The organism is Bacillus sp. SG-1, assembly GCF_000181495.1.
In the GTDB taxonomy this organism is placed as follows: Bacteria; Bacillota; Bacilli; order Bacillales; family Bacillaceae_B; genus Rossellomorea.
The window spans coordinates 1-13950 of sequence record NZ_ABCF01000068.1; the positions used below are offsets into that span (position 1 = coordinate 1).

At 41.6% G+C, this 13950-nt stretch carries 13 protein-coding genes; 1 reads left to right on the top strand and 12 read right to left on the bottom strand.

The genetic code is table 11. The features are described from left to right. The 5 genes from BSG1_RS16465 to BSG1_RS16485 form a co-directional block, all read right to left on the bottom strand. A partial coding sequence (locus tag BSG1_RS16465; RefSeq protein ID WP_044023051.1) for a sigma-70 family RNA polymerase sigma factor occupies positions 1-973 on the bottom strand: 973 nt, incomplete at its 3' end. Between the two features lie 40 nt (positions 974-1013). Further along, on the bottom strand, positions 1014-2819 hold the full coding sequence (gene dnaG, locus BSG1_RS16470; RefSeq protein ID WP_006838294.1) for a DNA primase: 1806 nt from the start codon (positions 2817-2819) through the stop codon (positions 1014-1016). A 50-nt stretch (positions 2820-2869) separates the two neighbouring features. Then, positions 2870-3307 (bottom strand): YaiI/YqxD family protein, encoded by a 438-nt coding sequence (locus tag BSG1_RS16475; RefSeq protein ID WP_006838295.1) that lies wholly within the window; start codon positions 3305-3307, stop codon positions 2870-2872. A gap of 549 nt (positions 3308-3856) precedes the next feature. After that, the gene (locus BSG1_RS16480; RefSeq protein WP_044023054.1) at positions 3857-4666 is read right to left on the bottom strand and encodes a pyruvate, water dikinase regulatory protein; all 810 of its coding nucleotides are present in this window, start codon (positions 4664-4666) and stop codon (positions 3857-3859) included. Between the two features lie 25 nt (positions 4667-4691). Beyond that, positions 4692-5321, bottom strand: coding sequence for a helix-turn-helix transcriptional regulator (locus tag BSG1_RS16485; RefSeq protein WP_006838297.1), 630 nt, complete (start codon positions 5319-5321; stop codon positions 4692-4694). Positions 5322-5824: 503 nt separating this feature from the next. Between BSG1_RS16485 and BSG1_RS16490 the strand changes: the two genes are divergently transcribed. Beyond that, positions 5825-7192, top strand: coding sequence for a glycine--tRNA ligase (locus BSG1_RS16490; protein WP_006838298.1), 1368 nt, complete (start codon positions 5825-5827; stop codon positions 7190-7192). 1259 nt (positions 7193-8451) lie between these two features. Here the strand turns inward: BSG1_RS16490 and recO are convergent. From recO to BSG1_RS16520, 7 genes are all read right to left on the bottom strand, one after another. Next, positions 8452-9204, bottom strand: a complete 753-nt coding sequence (gene recO / locus BSG1_RS16495) for a DNA repair protein RecO (protein WP_006838300.1) — start codon at positions 9202-9204, stop codon at positions 8452-8454. Between the two features lie 114 nt (positions 9205-9318). After that, complete coding sequence (locus BSG1_RS20525; RefSeq protein ID WP_006838301.1) at positions 9319-9462, bottom strand: YqzL family protein; 144 nt, start codon at positions 9460-9462, stop codon at positions 9319-9321. Between the two features lie 113 nt (positions 9463-9575). Continuing rightward, entirely contained in the window at positions 9576-10490 is a 915-nt protein-coding gene (gene era / locus BSG1_RS16500; RefSeq protein ID WP_044023053.1) for a GTPase Era, read from the bottom strand. Next, positions 10483-10881: a cytidine deaminase gene (locus BSG1_RS16505; protein ID WP_006838303.1), complete on the bottom strand. Its 399-nt coding sequence runs from the start codon at positions 10879-10881 to the stop codon at positions 10483-10485. The genes era and BSG1_RS16505 overlap by 8 nt, the downstream gene beginning before the upstream one ends. 245 nt (positions 10882-11126) lie before the next feature. Continuing rightward, complete coding sequence (locus tag BSG1_RS16510; RefSeq protein WP_006838305.1) at positions 11127-11522, bottom strand: diacylglycerol kinase family protein; 396 nt, start codon at positions 11520-11522, stop codon at positions 11127-11129. Continuing rightward, positions 11500-11970: an rRNA maturation RNase YbeY gene (gene ybeY / locus BSG1_RS16515; RefSeq protein WP_006838306.1), complete on the bottom strand. Its 471-nt coding sequence runs from the start codon at positions 11968-11970 to the stop codon at positions 11500-11502. The genes BSG1_RS16510 and ybeY overlap by 23 nt, the downstream gene beginning before the upstream one ends. Further along, positions 11960-13950: HD family phosphohydrolase (locus BSG1_RS16520; protein WP_006838307.1), on the bottom strand; the 1991-nt coding region annotated here is incomplete at its 5' end. The genes BSG1_RS16520 and ybeY, both read right to left, overlap by 11 nt.

Here is a 13950-nt window from a genome sequence, read left to right on the forward strand (position 1 = left end):
ATCTAAGGACGTTTTCCTCTCTGTCTGTCAAAGTATCGAGAACATCCTCCAACTGTTCTTTAAGCAGTTCATACGCAGCATGTTCAGAAGGAGATTGAGCCTCCGCGTCTTCAATAAAGTCACCAAGGTGAGAATCATCCTCTTCACCGATTGGTGTTTCAAGAGAAACTGGCTCTTGAGCAATCTTAAGGATTTCTCTAACTTTTTCAGGTGTCAAGTCCATCTCTTCAGCAATCTCTTCAGGTGAAGGTTCACGGCCTAAATCCTGCAGGAGCTGACGCTGCACCCTGATTAGTTTGTTAATGGTCTCTACCATATGAACAGGGATACGGATGGTTCTTGCCTGGTCCGCAATGGCACGTGTGATCGCTTGTCGGATCCACCAAGTGGCATACGTACTGAATTTGAATCCTTTACGGTAATCAAATTTTTCAACCGCTTTAATCAGACCCATGTTCCCTTCCTGGATCAAATCAAGGAACAACATTCCACGTCCTACATATCTCTTGGCAATACTTACGACCAGTCGAAGGTTTGCTTCAGCAAGACGTCGCTTCGCTTCCTCGTCTCCTTCTTCAATCCGGTTGGCCAGAGAGATTTCCTCTTGTGCAGAAAGAAGATCGACTCTTCCGATTTCCTTTAAGTACATGCGCACTGGGTCATTGATTTTGACTCCGGGAGGAACACTTAAGTCATTCAGGTCAAACTCTTCGTCATCAGCTTTATTCAGCTGCTGAATATTAGGGTCATCATCTTCCTCATTTTCATTGATGATTTCTACCCCTTGCTCACCAAGCTGTTCATAAAACTCATCCATCGTGTCTGATTCCAATTCAAAATTAGCTAATTTCTCTGCGATATCTTCATATGTTAATACGCCTCGTTTTTTTCCGAGCTCCATTAACTGTTCTTTCACCTGGTCTACTGTAACTTCTGACTCTACCTCTTTGGAACGTGCTGACTTTTCAGCCATTTGTTCCCCTCCTTCCAACTTCCTTGCAATTGATTCCGCTTTATAACGATCTTCTCAGCTGCACGATTTCCATAGCAATCAAAGCAGCTTTGTTATAATCTTTTTGTCTTTCCGCTTCTTTTTGGGCTAATTGTTTTTCTTTTATTGTCAACATCTTTTGATGTTTTAACACCTGATTTACATAATCAATTAATTCCTGTTCACTGCATTCTTCTGAAACAGACATCATCCCTATTTCAGATACGACCCTCCTGAGCCTGTTGTCTGGCAGGAATTGTATGAATCCACTGGAATCCGCCTCATTCCCCTCTTCATAATAGCCAAATAAATAGGTTATGATTGCTTGGTGCTCATCAAGGTTAAATGAGTTGCCGCCCAACAGATCCTGCACTTTAAAACAGATATCAGGATTTTTCATCATATGGGCAATCAGCCTTCTTTCAGCAGTATGATACGCAGGAAACAGTTTATTTTCAGCTTTCGGCTGCATTGGCTGAACAAAATCTTGCTTTCTTTGTTCCCTTTTATCCGACTTCTTGTTAGAGAAGTAAACCTGTTTCTGCTGCTGCTGAAGCGCCTGCAATGATAATGAAAATTCATCGGCAAGCTGGCGAAGATAGTAGTCACGTTCAATGTGATTCTGCAGTGAGCTTATTTCTCTTAATACTTCTTCTATATACTGAAGCCTATCTCCTTCATCATTCAAATTTTTTCCTTGACGGAAGTAAATAAGTTTGAATGCCATGAAAGTCAAACTTGCCCCTATTACATCATTTTGAAACTTTTCACCGCTGTACTTTTTGATGTAGTCATCAGGATCTAGTTTTTCAGGAATCATCGCAACCCTTAAATTAAATTGATCTTCACTGAGCATTTTAGCAGCTCGAAAAGCGGCTTCCATTCCGGCTTTATCGCCGTCGTAACAGATGATGATTGAGTCCGTTACCCTTTTGAGCATTTGCATATGCTTCGGAGTCAGTGAAGTTCCCATTGAAGCGATGCCGTTTTCCACACCCGCCCTGTCGGCAGATATGACATCGGCAAACCCTTCAAACAAAACGGCCTGGCTTCTCCTTCTGATCACAGGTCGTGCATTATGAAAATTATAAAGGACAGAGCTCTTGTTGAAAATTATAGTTTCAGGACTGTTTAGATACTTAGGCTGTTCTTCTCCCATCGCCCTCCCGGAAAAAGCAATCGTTTTTCCGCGGTGGTCATGGATCGGAAACATAATTCTTCCCCTGAAACGGTCAAAGTACTGCTCTTCGCCTTCTCTCTTAACCAGAAGTCCGGCTTGTTCCATCAATTCGGGAGCAAAGCCCCGTTTCGTTAAAAAGTTTACGGTGAATTCCCAGCTTGGAAGACTCCAGCCTATTTGGAATTTATCGATACTTTCACGAGTAAAGCCTCTTTGGAGCAGGTACTCCAGAGCATCCTGACCCTCTTTTGTATTTACGAGCAAATGATGATAGAATTTACTTAACAGCTCATGGGCTTCTATCATCTTTTCTTCATCTCTGCTGGCTGGTGTCTCCACCGGACTTACATCAACCGAAAGTTCCTGGCCGGTTTTCTCGGCAAGCTTCACGACAGCTTCCTGAAATGAAATACCATCTATATCCATTAGAAAAGTATATGCATTTCCTCCAGCTCCACATCCAAAACAGTGGAAGATCTGTTTATCAGGTGAGACAGAGAATGATGGCGTGCTTTCCCCATGGAATGGACAGAGACCAAAATAGTTTCTCCCCTGTTTCTTCAGCTGAACGTAATCGCTTATGACGTCCACTATATCAATTGACTGACGAATCTCATTGATTTTTTCTTCAGGAATTCTCCCCGTCACAAATACATCACCTGATCGTTATTTACTCTAAATAATGCATTCAATAAATCCTATTGATTTCCTGCAAAATTCGACAATATTTTTTTAAATGTAAAAACAAACCTATCTCTATCCTCTGCAGTATATGGCTTTGGTCCCTTTCCAAATTTTCCTTTCCGCCTTTCCTTCGCGGACAGATACCGGAAATCCAAAGCTGTAGAGATGGTTTCTTCTCTAAACTCTTTTCCCCTCGGAGAAATCGCATAAACGCCTTTTGGCAATACGATGCTTGCCAGCCCAATATCCTGGGTGACGAGCAAATCCCCTTTTTTGATATGGTTCATGATATAAAGGTCAGCTGCCTCTTTGGACGAATCCACATATACCCACTCTCCCGCTTCAGGGGTGTTTTTTCTATGGGCATTGGATGCGATGAAAATGACCTTTAATCCAAACACTTTAGAAATGTCTGTAATTTCTTCTTTTACAGGACATGCATCGGCATCCACAAAGATGACAGTGTCCCGGCTGCTATTATTACCTATTCTACATCACCTCAAAATATCCTTCTTCATATGACAACTTTCACGTCAATCATGATAAAGATAACATTTTGTCGATTTTTTTCTTTGTAAGTGACTTGACATAACCCAATAATTAGTTTATTCGTTTACACATCAGTCTAAACCTATTTTTGAATATATTTTTATCACAATTTTTTATTATAGTATATCTTCTTCAGTTTGACCACTAAAATCCCCGTATACAATATATTTTTTCTGAAGCAACAGTATTACTGAATTTTTTTATTTCTAATTTTCTTAACCGTTATTGTATTAGCTGAATAGTCTCGGCATTTCCGCTCCATTACGTGACTTCGAGGGGCGGTCACATACCTTCCGCTCCAATCAATTCTTTATAAGAAAAGGTCACTCTTTAAAAAAAGGTCATTGGTACATAAGCTTTGTTGTTCAAATGAAACGTGTTGTTTGAACTTCAGGTCATCTGCGTGAAAAAGATAACCTCCATAAGAAAAAGGATGACATTCAGTGTCATCCTTAGTTCGATTTGTGAATTTCATGCATGATGATATTGGCTGTTTCTTCGACGGCTTTATTGGTAACATCTACAACTCGGCAGCCGATTTTATCAACAATTTTCTCGAAGTATTCAATTTCCTGCTGAATTCGATCAAGGTTTGCGTAGCTTGCCTGATCATTCAAACCCAGGGATTTCAATCTTTCTCTTCTAATGCTGTTCAGTTTCTCAGGAGCAGCCTTCAAGCCAAAACATTTCGAGGCAGGAACTTTAAAGAGTTCTTCCGGCGGGTCGACCTCCGGTACGAGTGGTACATTCGCCACCTTCAGCCTTTTTAGCGCCAAGTATTGAGACAAAGGTGTTTTGGAAGTCCTTGATACACCTATCAGGACAATATCCGCTCTTAAAAGTCCGCGTGGATCTCTGCCGTCATCATATTTCACCGCGAATTCAATCGCTTCGACCTTCTTAAAATAGTCAGCGTCAAGCTTGTGGACTACTCCCGGTTCATTTAATGGAGCCTTATCATACTTCTTCTGATAAGTTTCCATAATCGGTCCCATGATATCAAAAGCATATAACTGTTCCTTTTCTGCCTGTTCTTTCAGGTACTTTCTCATATCAGGTTTCACCAATGTATAAACGATCAACCCATTATTCAATTTCGCCAATGAAAGAACTTCATCAAGATGAGAAAAATCTTCTACATACGGGAAACGCTTGATGACGGTATTGGAACCGTCAAATTGGCTGATTGCTGCTTTTGTAACAAGCTCAGCCGTTTCTCCCACTGAATCAGAAACAACATAAATGTACGGTTCTTTCAAAATCTTCACCACCAGTCAAAGTTACTATTTATATATCTTCTTCCGCCAAAGCAACAAATGCTTTTGTAACATTCGTCTTTGTGATCCGGCCGGTTACTTCAAGATCTCCGTTTTCTGTCACATTCACAACCGGAACGGCATCAATCTGTTTCTCAATCAAGCTCTTTGCTACATCAATCAGCAAGTCATCTTTTTCACAAGTCGTGATATTGGGCATCCTTGTCATAATGATATTCACTGGTATTGATGTCAGCTCCTGTTTCCCTATGCTTGCACGGAGCAGGTCTTTTCGGGAAAGAACACCCACGAGATGTGTATTTTCATCTATAACAAATAAGGTTCCGACATCTTCTAGGAACATCGTAACTATTGCATCATATACTGAAACATTCTCATTCACAACTACAGGAATGGATTGATAATTTCTCACTAATATCTTTTTAAGGTTATCTGTTAACAGCTGTGTACCGGTCTTTCCTGAGTAGAAGTATCCCACACGCGGCCTTGCGTCCAAATAGCCTGCCATAGTCAAAATGGCCAAATCGGGCCTTAATGTGGCTCGGGTCAGGTTCAGCCTCTCAGCAATCTGCTCTCCGGTTATCGGTCCATTATCTTTTACAATTTGCAGAATATACTCCTGCCGATTATTTAGTTCCATCTTGCTCACCACCTAACGGACAATGTATAAAATAAGTGTTATACTTTATACTAAATATTATATACTATTAAATCGAAAAGAAAAGAAAGACTTTTCGTAATAGGTTATTTTACCACAAAACAGCACAGATGAAGCCTCCTTTCAATAGGTTAGCTTTTTCATCTTAGAACTGCAATCATTTTGTATTGTTCTTCACATGTTGTATATTCTTATGGAAAGTGATAAAATTATTCCATCTTTCCAAGATGTACTTTCTTGGAAGCTCAAAATTCATATTGAAATATGCATTGACGGAAATATAAGTACTTGTACCTTAGCGATCCGGGGGTGGTGAAAGCCCGGAATACAAGGAAACGGCAATCCCGAGCATCTTAAAACGAAAGTGGATATACCAGCGTATATCAACTAGGGTGGAACCGCGGGCAAAGCTCGTCCCTAGGCATTAGCCTAAGGATGAGCTTTTTTTATTTTTAAAAATTTTGAAGGAGTTGTTCACATTGTCAATGGAAGAAATCGTAAACTTAGCAAAGCACAGGGGATTCGTGTTTCCAGGTTCTGAAATATATGGAGGCCTTGCGAATACGTGGGATTATGGTCCCCTCGGTGTCGAACTGAAAAATAATATCAAAAAGGCATGGTGGAAAAAATTCATCCAGGAATCCCCATATAACGTAGGGCTGGATGCATCCATCCTCATGAACCCGCAGACCTGGGTAGCTTCTGGACACGTCGGGAACTTTAATGACCCAATGATTGACTGTAAAAACTGTAAGACCCGTCACCGTGCAGATAAAATCATTGAAAATGCCCTTGATGAAAAAGGCGTTGAAATGATTGTCGACGGCCTCCCATTTGAAAGAATGGCAGAAATCATGGATGAATATGAAATCGCATGCCCGTCCTGCGGAAGCCGTGAATTCACAGAAATCCGTCAATTCAACCTTATGTTTAAGACTCACCAGGGTGTGACAGAATCATCCACTAACGAAATCTTCCTTCGCCCTGAAACAGCGCAGGGGATTTTTGTTAACTTTAAGAATGTCCAACGTTCAATGCGTAAAAAAGTTCCTTTCGGAATTGGGCAAATCGGAAAAAGTTTCCGTAATGAAATCACTCCAGGTAACTTTACATTCCGTACCCGTGAATTCGAACAAATGGAGCTTGAATTCTTCTGCAAGCCCGGGGAAGACCTTGAATGGCATTCCTACTGGAGAGAATTCTGTAAAAACTGGCTGTTAACATTGGGCATGAAAGAAGATAATATGAGACTTCGTGACCATGACGATGATGAATTGTCTCATTACAGCAATGCAACTACAGACATCGAGTATAAATTCCCGTTTGGCTGGGGCGAGTTATGGGGCATCTCAGACCGTACCGACTTCGATCTTAAGCGCCACATGGAACACTCAAATGAAGATTTCCATTACATGGATCCACAGACAAATGAAAAATTTGTTCCTTACTGTATTGAACCATCATTGGGAGCGGACCGTGTAACTCTTGCTTACCTTTGCGATGCTTATGAAGAAGAAGAGCTTGAAAACGAAAAGAGAACCGTTCTTCGTTTCCATCCTGCTCTTGCTCCTTTCAAAGCTGCAGTACTTCCTCTTTCAAAGAAGCTTTCGGACGAAGCATTTAAAGTGTATGAGGAATTATCAAAAGATCTAATGGTTGATTTTGATGAAACAGCTTCAATCGGGAAGCGTTACAGACGTCAGGATGAAATCGGTACACCATTCTGTATCACATTCGATTTTGACTCTGTGGAAGACGGGCAGGTAACAGTACGCGACCGTGACACTATGGACCAGGTTCGCATGCCAATCAGCGAAGTTAAGAACTTCCTTGAAGAAAAAATTCAATTCTAATTAAACGTTTATAAATTATTTAAAAGCTTGCAGATCAGTTCCGTTAGGAATATGTCTTGCAAGCTTTTGTGTTATATAGATTTTTTTGGGGGGATGAGAGTTTGAAACCCGTGGGATGTTCGATCAGTTGAGGCTAATTGGGCCAATGAGATTCGAATTTCTCTGGGATGGTGGCCCAATTAGAGAGTTATCGGGCCAGTGAGATTCGGATTTCCACTGGATCTTGGCCCATTTAGTGACTTATCGGGCCGATGAGATTCGAATTTCTTTGGGATCTTGGCCCAATTAGAGTGGTAACGGCCCAATGAGATTCGGATTTCCGCTGGACCTTGGGCCATTTAATGACTTATTGGGCCAATGAGAACCGGAATTCCACTGGATCTTGGCGCATTTAGTGACTTATCGGGCCGTTGAGATTCGGATTTCCACTGGATCTTAACCCATTTAGAGGCTAATTGGGCCAGTGAGATTCAGAATTCCTCGCGATCTTGGCCCATTTAGAGACTTATCGGGCCAAGGAAATTTGAAATTCCACTGGATCTTGGCCCATTTAGAGGCTAATTGGGCCAATGAGAATCGGAATTCCACTGGATCTTAACCCATTTAGAGGCTAATTGGGCTAGTGAGATTCAGAATTCCTCGCGATCTTGGCCCATTTAGAGACTTCTTGGTCCGTTGAGATTTGGATTTCCCCTGGATCTTGGCCCATTTAGTGACTTATCGGCCCATTGAGATTCGGATTTCCGCTGGATCTTGGGCCATTTAATGACTTATCGGGTCATTGAGATTCGGATTTCCCCTGGATCTTGGCCCATTTAGTGACTTATCGGCCCATTGAGATTCGGATTTCCGCTGGATCTTGGGCCATTTAATGACTTATCGGGTCATTGAGATTCGGATTTCCACTGGATCTTGGCCCATTTAGTGACTTATCGAGCCGATGAGATTCGAATTTCTTTGGGACCTTGGCCCATTTAGAGGCAATTGGGTTGTTGAGATTCTAATTCCTTGAGGTATTGGTCCATATAGGGGCTTATTGGGCCAGTGTGAACCCGAATTCCACTGGATGTTGGCCCATTTAGAAGCTTATTAGGCCGGAAAGATTCGGGGAATCCTCGGGAAGGTGACTATTTAGAGAGATTTTTTGTCCGTAAAGAAAGTTGTTGAGACTAAGTGGCTCAAAATTTTTGGAGGTCACTCCCCCAAATTAACCTATCCCAACTAAAAAGAGCTGACAGCATTTCTGCTGTCAGCCCCATTCACATCAGATCCTTCATTCTGTCTATTTGGTCCAGAAACTTCCTGGATTTAAGATATAGACCAGAATATTCATCATAGTAAGTTCTGATGATTTTCTTAAGTTCTTCCTTTGTAGATTCTTTCAAGGATATTGTTCCTAAGCGATTCATGTCAAAATGATAGAACAGTCTTAAGAGTTTAATCGTCTGGGGCGAAACTTTATAATGATAAGGATCATTTCCAATACAGCGATGACAGATGATGCCATTTTCCTTAAAGGAAAAGGAGAATTCTCCCTCCGTTTCACCACATACAGCACATTTATCCAATGAAGGGTGAAGCCCCAGGACAGGGAGCATTTTCATTTCAAAAATATGTGTGACGATATCCGGGTCATATTCCTCATTAATATAAGTGAGGGTCTGAAAAAGCATTTCAAACAGAAAAGGGTTTGGCTTTCGTTCTTCTGTTCCTTTATCAATGAGATCCACTACATACGTGGCGTACGCTGTTTTGAAAAGGTCTTCCCTTATATTACGCATAGATGCAATGGTATCCGCCTGCTGCAAGGTTCCCAGGCCGCTGCTCTTTTGGTACAGGAAATATCCGTATGTAAAAAGTTGGGAAACCGAGGATAACCGGCTGTTGGTTTTTTTCGCCCCTCTAGCCATTACCCCCAATTTCCCATTTTCTCTAGAATAGATTGTTACAATTTTATTCGATTCACCATAGTTATTTGTTCTGATGACAATACCTTCGCATTTTTGCAGCATACAGCCACCTCCCGAGGGAATAAGATAGTTTCGGGTGATAGCCCATGTGATTAAGCATATTTTATCTCAATATAGAATTTTAAACGGCTCAATCTTCAACCCGCACATATGGGCTTAAGAGATTGGATGGTCTAACTCTGCTAGTTCTTCATCATAATCCAGGATTCCGTCGTCATCTGATGACTCAAGTTCTTTGAAAAGTAAATATGTGTCTATGCTACCTGTTTGTGAAAACACCTTCCAGGTAAAGTCCAACATAAAAACCCCGCCTTTCATGTTTTAAACTAGCTGCTTGCCTTTGTGTTATTAGATTGACCTTTTAACAAAAAAACATGAGACGTAAATATTGTAAAACTACCAGATTTTACATTTTAATAATCATCATTGAAACCAAAATCACGCAGGTTTGACAACTTATTCCGCCAGTCTTTCTGAACTTTCACCCAAAGTTCCAGATAGACCTTGGAACCAAGCAGATTTTCGATATCGACTCTTGCACGCTTTCCGATTTCTTTCAGCATTCCGCCCTGTTTCCCGATAATGATTCCTTTTTGGGAGTCCCTTTCGACAACAATGGTTGCCATTACATCAATAACATTTTTGTCCCCTCTTGTTGAAATCTTATCAATGACAACAGCAAGGGAATGAGGAATCTCTTCTCTTGTCAGATGAAGGGCCTTTTCACGAATCAACTCAGAAACGATAAATCTTTCAGGATGATCGGTGATCTGGTCAGCCGGATAATATTGAGGACCTTCCGGAAGCTCTTTCCTGATTTCTGAAATCAGCGTCTCAACATTATTTCCTTCAAGCGCAGAAATCGGCACCACCGCTGCAAAATCGTGCAGGGCATTGTATTGTTCGATCAGCGGCAGTATTTTATCGGGATGAAGCTGATCAATTTTGTTAAGGACCAGAAACACGGGTGTCTTAACGCCTTTTAGCTTTTCAATAATGAATTCGTCTCCGCGGCCATATCCTTCTTCCGCGTTGATCATAAACAAGATAATATCTACTTCCCGCAGTGTGTTTTGGGCAATTTTCATCATGAAATCCCCAAGCTTATGCTTAGGCTTATGAATCCCAGGTGTATCGATGAAAATCATTTGGGATTCATTCGTTGTATAAACCCCTTGCACCTTATTCCGTGTAGTTTGGGGCTTATCACTCATGATGGCAATTTTCTGTCCTATTACCCTGTTTAAGAATGTAGATTTTCCTACGTTAGGTCTTCCGATGATGGATATAAATCCTGATTTGTACACTTGTTGGTCGTTATTACTCATTTAAATCCTCCGGTGAAAATGCTCCTGGCAAAATTTCTGAAACTGTTAACTCTTGTATATCCCCGTTTAAATTACTTAAAACCACTTTCATATCAGGGGGACAAAGTTCTGAAATCACTTGTCTGCATGCACCGCATGGAGGAACAGGGCGTTTAGTATCTGCAACGACTGCCAGCTTTGTAAATTTCTTGTCACCTTCAGAATAGGCTTTAAACAATGCTGTTCTTTCAGCACAATTGCACATGCTGTAGGCTGCATTCTCAATATTGCATCCATGATAGACTTTTCCGTCTTCTGTAAGCAGTGCGGCACCCACACCAAACTTGGAATAGGGAACATAGGCTCTATCTCTTGCTATTTTAGCTTCTGTGATTAATTGTTCATTGTTCATTATTAGATCTCCTTTGAATACCCACTTTCTATTTTACTACATCTTACGTAAAAAAAAATGGGCTGTTACCGTATTGTTATAAAATAGTTAGATAATTCTCACAAATGGACAGCCAGTTCCATGCGTGTGAAACTATTTTATCCAACTATCGCTTAGAATTCAAATTTCCTCCAAAAGTTTTTCAAAAGCGGGAAGGACGTTCATAAAAAAGATTGCAGGAAGGACTCCTGCAATCTTTTCATACTCTATAATGTTATAAATCCCCAAAGTTTCGGAAGGAAGATAATTAAGCCTGCGATGACGGCTCCTCCCGCATAGCATAATACTGCACCAGCCGCTATATCTTTTGCCTGGCCCGCCAAAGGATGATAATCTTCTGTTATCAAATCCACCGTTTTCTCAATTGCCGTGTTCATCATTTCCAACGCGAACATCCCGAAGATCAAAAGAACGACGACCAACCATTCCATTTTAGAGATTGAAAAAATGAACCCTGCCGCCATCGCCACAATGGAAAAGACAAAGTGAATCTTAAAGTTAAATTCTTTTGCGTATACAAGCCGCAGGCCATTTATGGCGAACTTGAAGGAACGAAGAAATTTCTTCCCTTTGGATAGGTTATCTTTGTAATCCATATCCATCAAGGATTTCCTTTTGTCTGCCGAACATCCGTTTTTCATCTTCTTCATTCATGTGGTCATAGCCGAGCAGATGAAGAAACCCATGCAATGCAAGGAAGCCCAATTCCCGTGAAAAAGAGTGGCCGTATTCATCAGCCTGATCCTTTGCTTTTTCCACAGAGATAATAATATCTCCCAGGATACGCGGGATTCCGTCTCCAACTATCACTGTCTCATCTTCGCCCAGTTCTTCCAAGGCGAAAGAAATGACATCTGTCGGTTGATCTTTATCACGGTATTCCTTATTTATCTCCTGAATCCGTTCATTTGTGACAAACGAAACAGTCAATTCACTTGCAGGCTCTACATTTTCCTGACCTGCTGCATAATCCAGCAGGCTCTGAACAAGTTCTCTGTCCGACTCAGAAAGTTTATTGGTTTCATCGAGAAAATCAATTTCAAGATTCATGTGCTAACTCCTTCCTCTTTGTTTCCGGATACTCTATCCGGGAGTGGAATATTCCGTTTAGTGTTTCGCAAAGCGTTTTCTTTACTATATCCAATTCCTTGAGTGTTATATCACATTCATTGAACTGCCCGTCCTGCAGCCGGTCTTTGACGATGTTATCAACCAGCTTCTTAATTTCATCTGTAGTCGGGCTTTTCATGGACCTGACAGCGGCCTCAACACTATCTGCGATACCAATGACCGCAGTCTCCTTCGTTTGCGGTTTCGGCCCTGGATATCTGTAAGAATCCTCATCTATTTCTTCATTCTCTTCCGAAGCCTTATAGTAAAAATACTTTAGGAGCGTTGTCCCATGATGCTGCTCTGCAATATCAATAAACTCCTTCGGAAGCTTGTATTTTCTCAGCATCTCAGCACCATCAGCCGCATGCTCGATAATAATGTCCCTGCTTCGTTCAGGCGGCAAATGATCATGGGGATTGCCGGCATTCATCTGATTCTCAATAAAGTAGCGAGGGCGGACTGTTTTTCCGACATCATGGTAATAACATCCCACTCTTGCAAGCAAGCCATTTGCACCGATCGATTCACATGCGGTTTCAGCGAGGTTTGCCACCATCACACTATGGTGATATGTGCCCGGTGCTTCTGTCAGCAACTTCTTCAGGAGCGGGTGATTTGGATTTGAGAGTTCAACCAGTCTCATCGCAGACAAAATTCCGAATCCTGCTTCAAAAAACGGTAAAAATCCAATTGTCAGGACTGCTGACCCTATACCTGATACAAATCCATAGATAACAAAATACGTATACTCCAGGTTTGTATAAGTGACACCCCGCAAGAAGAGAAGGAACAGAATGATCAGGACGTTCACTAAAGAGACAAATAATCCTGCCTGCAAGATATTGGCCCTGTTCTTGCGACTTGACAGGAATAACACCCCAGCCAGTCCGCTGAACATGATATATATGGCCATTTCTATATCAATGGCACCCGTTATTTCATAATGAAACACAATGCTGCCACACGCTGCAAGGATCATGACCATCAGCATCGCAATTCTTTCATTTAGCATAATCCTGATCAGCATCCCTGCCAAAGCTGCCGGGAACAAGAACCCGATCCTGTCCAAGTCAAGCTCCTTCATTAATGCCGTGATTTTCATCAAAATGAGACTGATGACGAAAATAAGGCTGAGGAGGATCAGGCGGTTTTGTTTTCTTTCTTCAGGAAGGTCCCAATTATGAAAGTGATAGTATATTGCCCCGATTGCGAGGACAACAAAGATCCCAAGACCAATAAAAGGTTTTTTCGGGGTTTCGGTCGAAAGCAACCCCAATAATTCCAGCTGCCTGTAATCTTCGTGTGTAATCATCTGTCCTTGCTGGACAATGACTTCTCCTTCAATAATCTCTTCGGATTTCACTTCCTTCATTGCTTCCTGTTTCTTCTGTTCTGTTAATTCCTTATCAAATATTTCGGTCGGTGTAATCGCAAACCTGCTCAATGTTATGGCCGCATCAATCATGGGAGCCGGCAGATTGAGCGCCCTTAACCTAGTATCCAAACGCTCATTGACAGAAAAAAGGTCTTCTTCATATATTTTATCACTCATGGTAGTTTCTATCTGAGTAACAACTACTGTATTGACCCTGTTCAGTTCATCATCACTTAAACTAAGCAGTGTTTTAAAAACGCTGTCCGGGATGCTTTGGGTGATACTGTCCCTGACATTCCCATTTTTGGTCAGCTGAGCTTTCAGTTCGGCAAGCTTTTCATCAATACTAAGCTCTTTAACAGGTTCCTCAACCTCTGCATCACCTGTCTGCCCTTCTGTCGCTGGCGTCTTGTCTTTCCCGGTTTCTTTTATCACATCAAAGATGGAATTTATGAGAGACACCCGGTTTTCCACCACTTCCGGCTGGCGCGTATACTGATTGGGGACTTCTTCAGCTGCTTCTTCCCGCTTCTTCTGCGTCA